The sequence below is a fragment of the Streptomyces sp. NPDC001852 genome (assembly GCF_042891825.1).
Taxonomy (GTDB): Bacteria; Actinomycetota; Actinomycetes; order Streptomycetales; family Streptomycetaceae; genus Streptomyces.
The window spans coordinates 219,479-232,185 of record NZ_JBIATN010000014.1 but is presented as its reverse complement, the minus strand read 5'-3'; the positions used below and the strand labels follow the sequence as shown (position 1 = coordinate 232,185).

General features: G+C 70.6%; 11 protein-coding genes. 5 read left to right on the top strand and 6 right to left on the bottom strand.

Translation table 11 applies throughout. From position 1 onward, the window contains the following. Nucleotides 1-62: 62 nt before the first annotated feature. Nucleotides 63-1,361 carry a M18 family aminopeptidase gene (locus tag ACFYZB_RS25125; RefSeq protein ID WP_388762548.1) on the bottom strand — a complete coding sequence of 433 codons (1,299 nt, stop codon included), beginning with the start codon at nucleotides 1,359-1,361 and terminating at the stop codon, nucleotides 63-65. A gap of 76 nt (nucleotides 1,362-1,437) precedes the next feature. Beyond that, entirely contained in the window at nucleotides 1,438-3,264 is a 1,827-nt protein-coding gene (locus ACFYZB_RS25120; RefSeq protein WP_351213135.1) for an acyl-CoA dehydrogenase, read from the bottom strand. Nucleotides 3,265-3,386: 122 nt separating this feature from the next. Between ACFYZB_RS25120 and ACFYZB_RS25115 the strand changes: the two genes are divergently transcribed. The 3 genes from ACFYZB_RS25115 (at nucleotide 3,387) to ACFYZB_RS25105 (ending at nucleotide 5,391) form a co-directional block, all read left to right on the top strand. Next, nucleotides 3,387-3,764, top strand: a complete 378-nt coding sequence (locus ACFYZB_RS25115) for a hypothetical protein (RefSeq protein WP_388762545.1) — start codon at nucleotides 3,387-3,389, stop codon at nucleotides 3,762-3,764. A gap of 65 nt (nucleotides 3,765-3,829) precedes the next feature. Further along, nucleotides 3,830-4,294, top strand: a complete 465-nt coding sequence (locus ACFYZB_RS25110; RefSeq protein ID WP_031172737.1) for an SseB family protein — start codon at nucleotides 3,830-3,832, stop codon at nucleotides 4,292-4,294. 119 nt (nucleotides 4,295-4,413) lie between these two features. After that, entirely contained in the window at nucleotides 4,414-5,391 is a 978-nt protein-coding gene (locus ACFYZB_RS25105; protein ID WP_351213131.1) for a pirin family protein, read from the top strand. 145 nt (nucleotides 5,392-5,536) lie between these two features. On the opposite strand, the gene ACFYZB_RS25100 is transcribed toward ACFYZB_RS25105, so the two are convergent. Then, nucleotides 5,537-5,662, bottom strand: coding sequence for a hypothetical protein (locus tag ACFYZB_RS25100; protein WP_351213129.1), 126 nt, complete (start codon nucleotides 5,660-5,662; stop codon nucleotides 5,537-5,539). 181 nt (nucleotides 5,663-5,843) lie between these two features. On the opposite strand from ACFYZB_RS25100, the gene ACFYZB_RS25095 reads away from it, so the two are divergent. Next, entirely contained in the window at nucleotides 5,844-6,953 is a 1,110-nt protein-coding gene (locus ACFYZB_RS25095) for an AI-2E family transporter (RefSeq protein WP_388762541.1), read from the top strand. Here ACFYZB_RS25095 and ACFYZB_RS25090 read toward each other — a convergent pair. Continuing rightward, nucleotides 6,860-9,265 carry a SpoIIE family protein phosphatase gene (locus tag ACFYZB_RS25090; RefSeq protein WP_388762539.1) on the bottom strand — a complete coding sequence of 802 codons (2,406 nt, stop codon included), beginning with the start codon at nucleotides 9,263-9,265 and terminating at the stop codon, nucleotides 6,860-6,862. The two genes, ACFYZB_RS25095 and ACFYZB_RS25090, sit on opposite strands and share 94 nt — an antisense overlap. A 221-nt stretch (nucleotides 9,266-9,486) precedes the next feature. On the opposite strand from ACFYZB_RS25090, the gene aspS reads away from it, so the two are divergent. After that, nucleotides 9,487-11,250, top strand: coding sequence for an aspartate--tRNA ligase (gene aspS / locus ACFYZB_RS25085; RefSeq protein WP_388762536.1), 1,764 nt, complete (start codon nucleotides 9,487-9,489; stop codon nucleotides 11,248-11,250). Nucleotides 11,251-11,275: 25 nt separating this feature from the next. Here aspS and ACFYZB_RS25080 read toward each other — a convergent pair whose 3' ends face one another. Both ACFYZB_RS25080 and ACFYZB_RS25075 read right to left on the bottom strand, forming a co-directional pair. After that, the gene (locus tag ACFYZB_RS25080) at nucleotides 11,276-11,983 is read right to left on the bottom strand and encodes a hypothetical protein (RefSeq protein ID WP_388762534.1); all 708 of its coding nucleotides are present in this window, start codon (nucleotides 11,981-11,983) and stop codon (nucleotides 11,276-11,278) included. A gap of 59 nt (nucleotides 11,984-12,042) precedes the next feature. Further along, entirely contained in the window at nucleotides 12,043-12,693 is a 651-nt protein-coding gene (locus tag ACFYZB_RS25075; RefSeq protein WP_388762532.1) for a hypothetical protein, read from the bottom strand. Between the last annotated feature and the right edge of the window lie 14 nt (nucleotides 12,694-12,707).

Sequence of the window (12,707 nt, the reverse complement as noted above, 5' to 3'; positions counted from 1 at the left end):
CTCACCTCCCCTTCCGGTTACCGGACTCTCCGGTACCGGCCGGGTACCCGGCGGACTCGGGCCTAGCCCTGGAGAAAAGCCGTGAGGGCGTTCGCCAGCAGGAACGGGTCGTCGGCGCCGCACAGTTCGCGCACGCTGTGCATGGAGAGGATCGCCACGCCGATGTCGACCGTGCGGATACCGTGGCGGGCCGCGGTGATGGGGCCGATCGTCGTGCCGCACGGCATGGAGTTGTTGGAGACGAACGACTGGAAGGGCACGTTCGCCTTCTCGCAGGCCGCGGCGAAGATCGCGCGGCCCGAACCGTCCGTGGCGTAGCGGTTGTTGACGTTGACCTTGAGGATCGGGCCGCCGTTGACCCGGGGGTGGTGCGTCGGGTCGTGCCGCTCGGCGTAGTTGGGGTGGACGGCGTGGCCCGTGTCGGAGGACAGGCAGACCGTGCCGGCGAAGGCGCGGGCCCGGTCCTCGTAGGAGCCGCCGCGCGCGAAGACCGAGCGCTCCAGCACGCTGCCGAGCAGCGGGCCGTCCGCGCCGGTGTCGGACTGGGAGCCGTTCTCCTCGTGGTCGAAGGCGGCCAGCACGGGGATGCGGGTGAGCGGGGCGCCGGAGGTCGCCACGGCGGCGAGGGCGGCGGCGGCCGCGTGCACCGACAGCAGGTTGTCCATGCGTGGACCGGCGAGCAGGTCCCGGTCCCGGCCGAGGTAGGCCGGGGCCTCCACCGGATGGGTCATCAGGTCCCAGCCGGTGACCGAGCCGGCCGCGATGCCCGCCTCCTGCTCCAGGAAGGCGATCAGGTCGCCGTCGCGCACCTCGTCGCCGAGGCCCCAGACCGGCTGCAGATGGCGCTGCTTGTCGAGCTTGAGCCCCTCGCTGCTGACCGAGCGGTCCAGATGGATGGCGAGCTGGGGCACGCGCAGCAGTGGCCGGTCCACGTTGACCAGGACCGAGGAGCCGTCGCGCAGGCTCAGCCGGCCGGCCAGGCCCAGGTCGCGGTCCAGCCAGGAGTTCATCAGCGGGCCGCCGTAGATCTCGACGGCGACCTGGCGCCAGCCGTGCGACCCGCTGTCCGGGCGCGGCTTGATCCTGAGGTTCGGGGAGTCGGTGTGCGCGCCGACGATGTGGAACGGCGTGTGCGCCTCGGCGTCCTCGGGGACGTACCAGGCGACGATCGCGCCGCCGCGCAGCACGTACTTGCCACCGCTCGAACCGTCCCAGGCGTCCGTCTCGGCGACCTGCCTGAAGCCCGCCTTCTCCAGCCGTTCGGCGGTGTTCGCCACGGCGTGGTACGGCGACGGGCTCGCCGCCAGGAAGGACATCAGGTCGTCGGTGTGGCCGCGGTCGAAGCGGGCTGCTGCGCTCATGGGTTTCACCTTAACGACGTGCACGGGCCCGCTCCCGGAAAGGGAGCGGGCCCGCACAGGGAATCTGCAAGACCTTCTAGAAGGCGGCCTCGTCCAGCTCCATCAGGTCCAGCTCGACACCGGAGGCGACCTTGCGGGCCAGGGTGACGCCCGGCAGGACGTTCGCCGCGAAGAACTTCGCCGCGGCGATCTTGCCGGTGTAGAACGCCTGGTCCTTGGCGGAGGCCGTGGCGAGCTTCTCGGCGGCGATCGCGGCGCCCTTGAGCAGCAGGTAGCCGACGACGACGTCACCGGAGGCCATGAGCAGGCGGGTGGTGTTCAGGCCCACCTTGTAGATGTTCTTGGTGTCCTGCTCGGTGGCGGCGAGGTCGGTCAGCATCAGGCCGACGATCGCCTCGAGCTCCACGGCCGCCTTGGCCAGGTGCTCGCGGGCGCCGGCCAGCTCCTCGCCGCCGGTGCCGAGCGCCAGGAACTTCTTGATGTCCTCGGCGAGGGAGTTCAGCGCGGCGCCCTGGTTGCGGACGATCTTCCGGAAGAAGAAGTCCTGGCCCTGGATCGCGGTGGTGCCCTCGTACAGGGTGTCGATCTTGGAGTCCCGGATGTACTGCTCGATCGGGTACTCCTGCAGGAAGCCGGAGCCGCCGAAGGTCTGCAGCGACTGGGCGAGCTGCTCGTAGCCCTTCTCGGAGCCGTAGCCCTTGACGATGGGCAGCAGCAGGTCGTTCAGCGCGTTCTCCGCCGAGGCGTCCTCGCCGTTCGCCTCCTTGATCTGGATCGCGTCCTGGACCGAGGCGGTGTAGAGGACGAGCGCGCGCATGCCCTCCGCGTACGCCTTCTGCGTGATCAGCGAGCGGCGCACGTCGGGGTGGTGGGTGATGGTGACCTTGGGCGCGGTCTTGTCCATGAAGTTGGCCAGGTCCGGGCCCTGGACGCGCTCCTTGGCGTACTCCAGCGCGTTGAGGTAGCCGGTGGAGAGCGTGGAGATCGCCTTCGTGCCGACCATCATGCGGGCGAACTCGATGATGCGGAACATCTGGCGGATGCCGTCGTGCTTGTCGCCGATGAGCCAGCCCTTGGCGGGGTGCTGGTCGCCGAAGGTCATCTCGCAGGTGTTGGAGGCCTTCAGGCCCATCTTGTGCTCGACGTTGGTGGCGTAGACGCCGTTGCGCTCGCCCAGCTCGCCGGTCTCGAAGTCGAAGTTGTACTTCGGGACGAGGAAGAGGGACAGGCCCTTGGTGCCCGGGCCGGCGCCCTCGGGGCGCGCGAGCACGTAGTGGAGGATGTTCTCGGACATGTCGTGCTCACCGGAGGTGATGAAGCGCTTCACGCCCTCGATGTGCCAGGAGCCGTCCTCCTGCTGGATCGCCTTGGTGCGTCCGGCGCCCACGTCGGAGCCCGCGTCGGGCTCGGTGAGGACCATGGTGGAGCCCCACTGCTTCTCGACCGCGATCTTGGCGATGTGCTTCTGGACCTCGTTGCCCTCCTCGAAGAGGATGCCGGCGAACGCCGGGCCCGAGGAGTACATCCACACGGCCGGGTTGGCGCCCAGGATCAGCTCGGCGTAGGCCCAGATCAGGGAGCGCGGCGAGGTGGTGCCGCCGATCTCCTCGGGCAGGCCGAGCCGCCAGTACTCGGAGTCCATGAAGGCCTGGTAGCTCTTCTTGAAGGACGCCGGTATCGGCGCGGTGTTGGTCTCCGGGTCGAAGACCGGCGGGTTGCGGTCGGCGTCGGCGAAGGACTCGGCCAGCTCGTTCTCGGAGAGGCGGGTCAGCTCCTCCAGGACGCTCTTGGCGGTGTCGACGTCCATCTCCTCGAACGGGCCGGTGCCGTACACCTTGTCGCGCCCCAGTACTTCGAAGAGGTTGAACTCGATGTCGCGGAGATTCGACTTGTAGTGCCCCATGGCGACGGCTCCGTTGAGGGATCGGCGAGGCACTGACTCCTCGCACCTAGTTCACGTACCAACAAGTAGCTACGCATGATGCTACCCGTCGGTAATAAGAAGCAACCCCGGTCGGTGCAAGTGTGAGAAGGGTCTACTTCTTCATTGTCCGGCAACGGGCCCGTGAGCAGCACCGCCCACCGGTCCGGCTGCCCGACGAAAGCCGGGCGGCCGCCCGGTATCTCCACCGGGTGACCGCCCGGTATCTGCACCGGTCGGGCACCGGGGCGCCCACGCCGTCACCGCACGGTGCAGCCGGGGGCGGGATCAGGCGGTCGCCGGCCGGCGGGGCGACCGCCCTGCGCGTCCGCGATGGCCGCCAACTGGGCGGGGGGCTCGTCCGGTTCGAGTGGCTGGAGGTGCGCGGGGTGCTGCCCGTGCCCGGACGGTCGGCGCCGATCGCCGTGTGCATCGCGGTCGGCCGGTCCGTCGGAGAGGGGTGGGGCGGGACGGGAGCATGAGCTAACGACCGCTACATATTTTCCCCGGCGCCATCGTGCCGCTCCCGCTCGGTACTCTTGCGCCCATGTACGGCTACGACCAGAACGTCGGTGCTCAGCAGCAGTACGCCGCACCCCAGCAGCCGATGGCCGGCGGCTACGGGCAGCAGCCGCCGCTGTATCCCGAGCCGTCCCCGCCGTCCCTCGCCGACGCGGTGCGCGCCTTCACCACCGGGCAGATGTCCGCCGAGGACTTCCAGCAGATCTTCGCCACGTCGAAGGTGTACTGCCCGCGCGGCGACACCCCCGGCTTCCTCGCCCTGCACAACACCCAGCAGCCGGTGATCCCGATGTTCACCTCGCTCAAGGAGCTGCGCCGGTACGCGGGCAAGGAGTCCAAGTACTTCGTGATCACGGGGGCGGAGGTCATCGACCTCCTGCCGACCGGCTACGGCTTCGTCCTGGACATGGAGGGCGAGCACCGGATGGTCTTCGACGCGAAGGCCGTCGAGCAGATGGTCGACTTCGCGATGCGCCGGATGTACGGCTAGCCAGCACATGTGACGCCCGTCGCCCGGAGCCCGGAGGGAATTCCCTCCGGGCTCGTTCCGTTAGGGGTGGCAGAAAGTTCAATGCTCAACTAAAGTGAACGCCCAAGGAGGTCCGACCCATGCCTGCAGTGACCGTCGAGAACCCGTTGACGCTGCCCCGAGTGACCGCTCCCGCCGACGCCGTGGCGCGTCCGGTGCTGGCCGTCTCGACCGCTCCGAGCGGATTCGAGGGCGAGGGCTTCCCGGTGCGCCGGGCGTTCGCGGGGATCAACTACCGCTACCTCGACCCGTTCATCATGATGGACCAGATGGGCGAGGTGGAATACGCGCCCGGCGAGCCCAAGGGCACCCCCTGGCACCCGCACCGCGGCTTCGAGACCGTCACCTACATCATCGACGGGATATTCGACCACCAGGACTCCAACGGCGGTGGCGGCACCATCACCAACGGCGACACCCAGTGGATGACGGCCGGCTCCGGCCTCCTGCACATCGAGGCCCCGCCGGAGGCCCTCGTCGTGTCCGGCGGCCTCTTCCACGGCCTGCAGCTGTGGGTGAACCTCCCGGCCAGGGACAAGATGATGGCGCCGCGCTACCAGGACATCCGCGGCGGCAACGTCCAGCTGCTGACGTCGCCGGACGGCGGCGCGCTTCTGCGCGTCATCGCCGGTGAGCTGGACGGCCACGCCGGTCCCGGCATCACGCACACCCCGATCACGATGATCCACGCGACCGTCGCCCCGGGCGCCGAGGTCACCCTGCCCTGGCGGGAGGACTTCAACGGCCTTGCCTACGTCCTCGCGGGCCGCGGCAGCGTCGGTGCGGAGCGCCGGCCGATCCACCTCGGCCAGACCGCCGTGTTCGGCGCCGGGTCCGCGCTGACCGTCCGGGCGGACGAGAAGCAGGACTCCCACACCCCGGACCTGGAGGTCGTCCTGCTCGGCGGACAGCCCATCCGGGAGCCCATGGCGCACTACGGCCCGTTCGTCATGAACACCAAGGAAGAGCTGATGCAGGCCTTCGAGGACTTCCAGAAGGGCCGCCTGGGCACGATCCCGGCCGTGCACGGCATGGCGGAGAGCGGCCCGCGGGGCTGAACGGGACAGTGAAGGAAGCCCCCTCAGGCCAAGGGAAGCCCCCTCAGGCCATATGAAGGGGGACAGGCCGCGGATCTCGGGTCCGACGGCCTGTCCCCGTTCACAAGGGGGTGACCTTCACAGAGAGGTCACCTTCACGGAGAGGTCACCAGCACAGTGAGCTGATCGTGTGGGTGTCGCAGATTCCGTTTCCGCCCTCTCCCGCGGAGGCGGCCGGGGCCGCGAGAACGGTGAGGAGCGCAGCGGCGAAGAACGCGGCAATGTGTCGCATGGTGAACGATTCCTTCCTGGGTCCTCCGGCAAGACGTGTGTCTTGGGGGAATGCCCTCAGGCTTGCCCAGATCGTCACGGACTGCATCCCGAACGCACACGCGGAGTGAACCGCCCCGGCGCCTCACTCTGCCGGGCCCGCGCGGCAGGACACCGGTCGGCGCTCATGATCCGCTGGACGCGTGCAGCTGTTGCCCGACCCCGTTCGCCGACTCGGCGCCTGGTGTGCCGTGCTGCTGCTCGTCGCCGGGGTGGGATGGGTCGGGGTGCGGCTGTGCGAGGAGTTCCGTACCGCCGTCACGCCGGTGCTGCTCGCCCTGCTCGGCACCGCGCTGCTCGGCCCGCTGTACCGGCGGCTCGTGCGGGCCGGGGTGCAGGCCTCGGTGGCGGCCGGGCTCACCTGTGTCGCCGTCGTGGCCGTCGTCGGCGGTGCCGTGTACATCGTCGTCGCCGCGCTCGTCAGGAACGGCGACCAGATCATCGCCTCGCTGCGGGACGCCGCCAAGGGTGTCTCGCAGCATTTCGGGGCCGCGGGCACCGGCCTGGACGACCTCGCCGCCAACTCCCGCAAACTGCTGAGCAGGTTCGGAGACACCGCCGCGTCCAACGTCATCAGCGGGGTCAGCATCGTCGGCGAGTCCCTCGCGATGGCCGTGCTCGCCCTGCTGCTCGTCTTCTTCTTCCTGCGCGACTCCCACCGGGCCATGGACACCCTGCGGGCCGTCGCGCCCGGCGGTACGGCGGACACCGTGGAGGCCGTCGCCCGGCGCGCCTTCGAGGCGGTCGAGGGGTTCATGCGCGGGACGACCCTCATCGCTCTCATCGACGCCGTGTGCATCACCGTCGGCCTGCTGATCCTGCGGGTGCCCGGCGCGGTCGGGCTCGGCGCGCTCGTCTTCGTCGGCGCCTACATCCCCTACCTCGGCGCCTTCATCTCCGGCGCGGTGGCCGTCCTGGTCGCCCTCGCCGACCGCGGCTTCGTCATCGCGCTGTGGGCGCTCGGGCTCGTCCTCGCCGTGCAGGTGCTGGAGGGGCATGTGCTGCAGCCGGCCATCCAGAGCCGGACCGTGCAGATGCACCCGGCCGTGGTGATGGTCGCCATCACCGCCGGTGCGTCCGTCGCGGGCATCCTCGGCATGCTGCTCGCGGTCCCCCTGACCGCGGCCGCCTTCGGGGTCGTACAGGAACTGCGAACGCGTTACGCGACGCCCTCCGAAGCGGGATCCTCCGAGGCGCCGCCCTCCTCCGAAGCGCCGTCCTCCGAGGCGCCGCCATCGTCCAGGGCGCCGTAGCCGAACGCACCGGCCTCCCGCGCCGCGCCGGGACCGTCCTGCGACGCGCCGTCCGGGTCACGCCTCGACATGCGGCCCGAATCGCCGCTCGAGCCGCCGCCCAAGTCGTCCTCCGGCATCCCGCCCGAGCCGTCCCCCGGCGTGTCCCACTTCGGCTCGGCGGCCGTCGCGCCCCCCGACTCGTACAGCTCGAACCAGATGCTCTTGCCCTCGCCCCGTGGGTTCACCCCCCAGGCGTCCGCGAGGAGTTCGACGAGCATCAGGCCGCGGCCGGAGGACGCCAGTTCGCCGGGGCGGCGCTTGTGCGGGAGGTCGTCGCCCGCGTCGGTGACCTCCACCCGCAGTCCGCGCGTGCCGGCCTCGCCGGTCACCTCGGCGAGCAGCAGCGCGTCGGCGTCGGTGTGGACGAGGACGTTGGTGACCATCTCGGAGACCAGCAGCACCGCCGAGTCGACCTGCTCGGGCGAGGCCCAGTCGTGCAGCAGCTCGCGCAGGTGCCGGCGGGCCTCGGCGATCCGGTCCGGCTCGTCCTGCGCCACCGACAGCAGGGTGCGCCGTATGGCGGGCCGGGCCGCGCCCGCCAGCTGCCGGCAGAGCAGCAGCAGCGCGATGTCGTCCTCGCGCCGGTCGGCCAGGGGACCGGTGGTGTGGTGCGAGGACGGTCCGTGCACGCCCTGGACCAGCGCGTCGGCCAGCGACTCCAGGTCGACCCCGGCATCGACCCCGTCATCGGCCGCGGCATCGGCCCCGGCCCCGGCATCTCCCGGATGCGCCTCCAGGATCGCGCGCAGCCGGCGCCAGCCGCTGTCGAGGTCGTGTCCGCCGGTCTCCAGCAGGCCGTCGGTGCAGAGCATCAGGGTCTCGCCGGGTTCCAGGGTGAACCGGGTCGTCGGATAGTCCGGGTCCGGGTCGACGCCCAGCGGCAGCCCGCCCGCCGTCGGCCGCATCATCACCGTGCCGTCGGCCATCCGGATCGCCGGGTCCGGATGCCCGGCACGGGCGATCTCCAGCATCCCGGTCGCCGGGTCGGCCTCCACGTACACGCAGGTCGCGAAGCGGAGGTCGGTCATCTGGTCGTCATGGGTGATGCCGTGCAGGAACCGGGAGGCGCGGGTGAGCACGGCGTCGGGGCGGTGGCCCTCGGCGGCGTAGGCGCGCAGGGCTATGCGCAGCTGGCCCATGAGGCCCGCGGCGCGTACGTCGTGACCCTGGACGTCCCCCATGGCCAGCGCGAAGCGGCCGGAGGGCAGCGGGATCATGTCGTACCAGTCGCCGCCGACCTGGAGGCCGCCGCCGGTCGGGATGTACCGGGCGGCCACCTGCATCCCGGGGATCTCCGGGCCGAGCGAGGGCAGCATGGAGCGCTGCAGGCCCTCGGTCAGCTCCCGCTCGGACTCCTCGGCGCCGGCCCGGGACAGCGCCTGGGCGAGCATCCGGGCCACCGTCGTCAGGACGGCGCGCTCGTCGGGCGTGAACGACACCGGATAGGCGAAGGCCGCCAGCCAGGCGCCCATCGTGCGGCCGGCCACCGTCAGCGGCAGGAAGGCCCAGGAGCGGCGGCCGAAGTGCCGGGCGAGCGGCCAGGTCGCCGGATAGCGGGCCTTGTACTCCGCGGGGGAGGACAGATACACCGCGCGGCCGGTGCGGACGACCTCGGCCGCCGGATAGTCGGTGGTCAGCGGCATGTTCGAGAAGGGGTTCATGGCGCCGGGCTGGTGGCCGTGCTCGCCGGTGATCGTCAGCCGGTCGCCCTCCGCCCCGAACACCACGAGCCCGTCCGGGGAGAACCCCGGCATCGACAGGCCGCCGGCCACCCTCAGTACCTCGGCCGTGGACCGTGCCTCCGCCAGCGCCCGGCCCGCGTCCAGCAGGAACGCCTCCCGCGAGCGCCGCCAGTCACCGGTGACCGCGCTGCGGGCGGCCCGGGTGCCCGGGGTCGGCTCGGTGACCTCCTGGAGGGTGCCGATCAGCTCGTACGCCCGCCGCTCGGGATCGAAGGACGGCTTGGACCGGCTGCGGACGACGCGCAGGACGTTCCCCTGCTCGTCCATGATCCGGATGCGCACCTCGGCGAGCGTGCCCTCGTCGACCGCCAGCGGGACCACCGCGGTGATCTCGTTCCAGTCCTCGGGGTGCAGCCGGGCCCGGGTCTGGACCTCCGTGAGGGTGGTCGCCTCCGCGGGCAGCCCGAGCAGCCGCGCCGCCTCCGCGTCCACGGTGACCAGTTGGGCGGCTGTGTCCCAGTGCCACAGCCCGGTCGCGAGGGCGGCGAGGACGTCCCCGACGGACGGGAGGGGCTCGCCTGTGCGCATTCGCCCACTTTAGGAAGGTCTGACCGATAGCTGCCACCGTAGGAACAGAGGATCCCGACCCCCTACGGCTCGGAGGATCCTCCAGTGCGGAGGCACGCCAAATGGTGGGGAGCCGAGCTTGGGGTGCCCGGTACCCTTGATGGGTCCGGGCCCCGTGCCCGTTCTTGCCGGGGCGGCAAACCCGGCAGACGCCAACTCTTCTCGAAGGACGATGAACGACGATGCATCGGTACAGGTCCCACACCTGCGGCCAGCTCCGCGCCTCTGACGTCGGCACCGACGTCCGGCTGAGCGGCTGGCTGCACAATCGGCGCGACCTGGGCGGCATCCTCTTCATCGATCTGCGCGATCACTACGGCATCACGCAGCTGGTCGCCCGCCCCGGCACGCCCGCGTACGAGGCCCTGGACAAGATCTCCAAGGAGTCCACGGTCCGCATCGACGGCCGCGTTGTTTCACGTGGAACCGAGAACATCAACCCCGACCTGCCCACCGGTGAGGTCGAGGTCGAGGTCGCCGAGGTCGAGCTGCTGGGCGCCGCCGCCCCGCTGCCGTTCACGATCAACACCGAGGACGGGGTCAACGAGGAGCGGCGCCTGGAGTACCGCTTCCTGGACCTGCGCCGCGAGCGCATGCACCGCAACATCATGCTGCGCACCCAGGTCATCTCGGCGATCCGGCACAAGATGGCCGCGATGGGCTTCAACGAGATGGCGACGCCGATCCTGTCCGCCACCTCCCCCGAGGGCGCGCGCGACTTCGTGGTCCCCTCGCGCCTGCACCCCGGCAAGTTCTACGCGCTGCCGCAGGCCCCGCAGCAGTTCAAGCAGCTGCTGATGATCTCCGGCTTCGACCGCTACTTCCAGATCGCGCCGTGCTTCCGCGACGAGGACGCCCGTGCCGACCGCTCGCCCGGCGAGTTCTACCAGCTCGACGTCGAGATGAGCTTCGTCGAGCAGGAGGACGTCTTCCAGCCGATCGAGAAGCTCATGACCGAGCTGTTCGAGGAGTTCGGCGGCGGCCGGCACGTCACCTCCCCCTTCCCGCGGATCCCGTTCCGTGAGGCGATGCTGAAGTACGGCTCCGACAAGCCGGACCTGCGCGCCAAGCTGGAGCTGGTCGACATCACCGATGTCTTCGAGGGCTCGGAGTTCAAGGCGTTCGCCGGCAAGCACGTGCGCGCGCTGCCCGTCCCGGCCGTCCAGGACCAGCCGCGCAAGTTCTTCGACCAGCTCGGCGAGTTCGCCGTGTCGCTCGGCGCCAAGGGCCTGGCCTGGGTCCGCGTGGGCGAGGACGGCGCGCTGTCCGGCCCGATCGCGAAGTTCCTCACCGAGGAGAACGTCGCCGAGCTGACCAAGCGCCTGTCGCTGGCCCCCGGCCACGCGGTCTTCTTCGGCGCGGGCGAGTTCGACGAGGTCTCGAAGGTCATGGGCGCGGTGCGGGTGGAGGCCGCTCGTCGCGCCGGCCACTTCGAGGAGGGCGTCTTCCGCTTCTGCTGGATCGTCGACTTCCCGATGTACGAGAAGGACGAGGAGACCGGCGCGATCGACTTCTCGCACAACCCCTTCTCCATGCCGCAGGGCGGTCTTGAGGCACTGGAGACCCAGGACCCGCTGGACATCCTGGGCTGGCAGTACGACATCGTCTGCAACGGCGTCGAGCTGTCCTCCGGCGCCATCCGGAACCACGAGCCGGAGATCATGCTCAAGGCCTTCGAGATCGCGGGCTACGACCGCGAGACCGTCGAGGAGAAGTTCGCCGGCATGCTCCGCGCGTTCCGCTTCGGCGCCCCGCCGCACGGCGGCATCGCCCCCGGTGTGGACCGCATCGTCATGCTCCTCGCGGACGAGCCCAACATCCGCGAGACGATCGCCTTCCCGCTCAACGGCAACGCCCAGGACCTGATGATGGGCGCCCCCACCGAGCTGGAGGAGGCCCGCCTGCGCGAGCTGCACCTGAACATCAGGAAGCCGCAGCCGAAGTAGTACGGCCGTAGTACGGCGCCGTTCGTCAGTCCCCCGCGTCGGGGCCGGAGTCCGTCTCCGGCTCGATGTCGGGGGACGCGCCGTCTTCCAGGAGGCGCTCGGCGATGTCGTCGGACCAGCGCTGGGCCCAGGCGCGCAGGGCCATGACCTGCTCCTCCGTCAGCCCGTACCGGAGGAAGTCCACGTCGGAATAGAAGTCCGTACCCGTCAGCCGGGACTGCAGCGTGGGCAGGTCGAAGGGGTCATGGGCGTGCCTGCGGCCCAGTTCCTCCAGATCGGGCAGGGAGAAACGGCCCGCGGCGGCCCGCGCGTCGATCAGGTCGACGGCCGCGCCCCGGTCGTACAGCGCACGGATCTTCGTCCCGACGGCGTCCTCCAGGTCCAGCGCCGGGCCGTACGCGGTGAGCACCGGCGCCTGCCAGAAGGCCTCCTTGTGCAGCGCGAGGGCGCAACTCTCACCGGTCGGCGGGTCGGTGACGGTCAGCTGCGCGGTGAGCGCCGCGACCGCTCCGGTCCGCACCTGCCGGCTCCGCGCCTCCAGGGCCGCGCCGACCGCGGCGGCGATCCGGTCCATGCCCTCGGGACTCTCCGTGGCGAAGTCCAGGTTGGCGTGCGGACGTTGCAGCAGTCCGTGCGCCTGGAGGGCGTATCCGCCGGCGAGCACCAGCCCGTACGGGCCGCCCGCGGTGACGACGTCGGCGAGGAGACGCCGGTGGGGTTCGGGGAGGTTCACGAGACCGGTACTTTGCCAGACCGGGGGCGGAGCACACGGCTGCCCCGCCCCCGGTTCACTCAGGCCGACGCCGCGTCGGTGTCCTCCGGCTCCTCGGCGAAGAGGTCGTGGACGCACTGTACGTGGGGCGTCCGGTCCAGCCAGCGGTTGAGGAGGTCCAAGTCCGTGCAGCCGGCGATGCGTTCACGGGCCTCCTCGGGGACGGTGATGCCGCGCGCCTCCAGGAAGCGGAGGATGGCCCTGGCCTCGCCCTTCGCCTCGCCCTTGGCCTCACCGTCGAGGTAGACCTCCTCAAACATGGTGCCGCGGCCGGGGAAGAAGTTGGTGAAACCCATCAGCTCTCTCCATGTCTCACGGGCCGGAGTGTCCCCCAGGCCGATCTCCAACAGGCCGCCGAGGTGCTCGGCGGCCTGGCTGTTCTCCATTGCTTTCAGGGCGCCGGCCGTGGCCTCCAGTATGGCCGGGGCCTCCGGATCCCGGCCATGCGTGATGGCCGAGAACACCGCCATGGCGGGGTTCCTGGCGGCCGTGCGCTGGTCGGTGATCTTCGGTACGTTGTCCGGGCCCAGGACCAGGGGCTGGGTGCTGTGGGTGGTCCAGCCGCGGGCCTCGCAGGTGAACGGTCCGGTCGCCCAGCGCGCGGTGCGCCGGTCCGTGCAGGTGACGAGGAGCAGGACCGGCAGGCAGAACTTCTCCTGCAAGTACGTCACGTAGTACGGCCAGC

Bases quoted from the DNA above. Each gene is read 5' to 3' on its own strand.
- ACFYZB_RS25120 (WP_351213135.1), bottom strand. From the start codon at position 3,264: ATGGGGCACTACAAGTCGAATCTCCGCGACATCGAGTTCAACCTCTTC.
- aspS (WP_388762536.1), top strand. From the start codon at position 9,487: ATGCATCGGTACAGGTCCCACACCTGCGGCCAGCTCCGCGCCTCTGAC.
- ACFYZB_RS25100 (WP_351213129.1), bottom strand. From the start codon at position 5,662: ATGCGACACATTGCCGCGTTCTTCGCCGCTGCGCTCCTCACCGTTCTC.
- ACFYZB_RS25110 (WP_031172737.1), top strand. From the start codon at position 3,830: ATGTACGGCTACGACCAGAACGTCGGTGCTCAGCAGCAGTACGCCGCA.
- ACFYZB_RS25125 (WP_388762548.1), bottom strand. From the start codon at position 1,361: ATGAGCGCAGCAGCCCGCTTCGACCGCGGCCACACCGACGACCTGATG.
- ACFYZB_RS25090 (WP_388762539.1), bottom strand. From the start codon at position 9,265: ATGCGCACAGGCGAGCCCCTCCCGTCCGTCGGGGACGTCCTCGCCGCC.
- ACFYZB_RS25105 (WP_351213131.1), top strand. From the start codon at position 4,414: ATGCCTGCAGTGACCGTCGAGAACCCGTTGACGCTGCCCCGAGTGACC.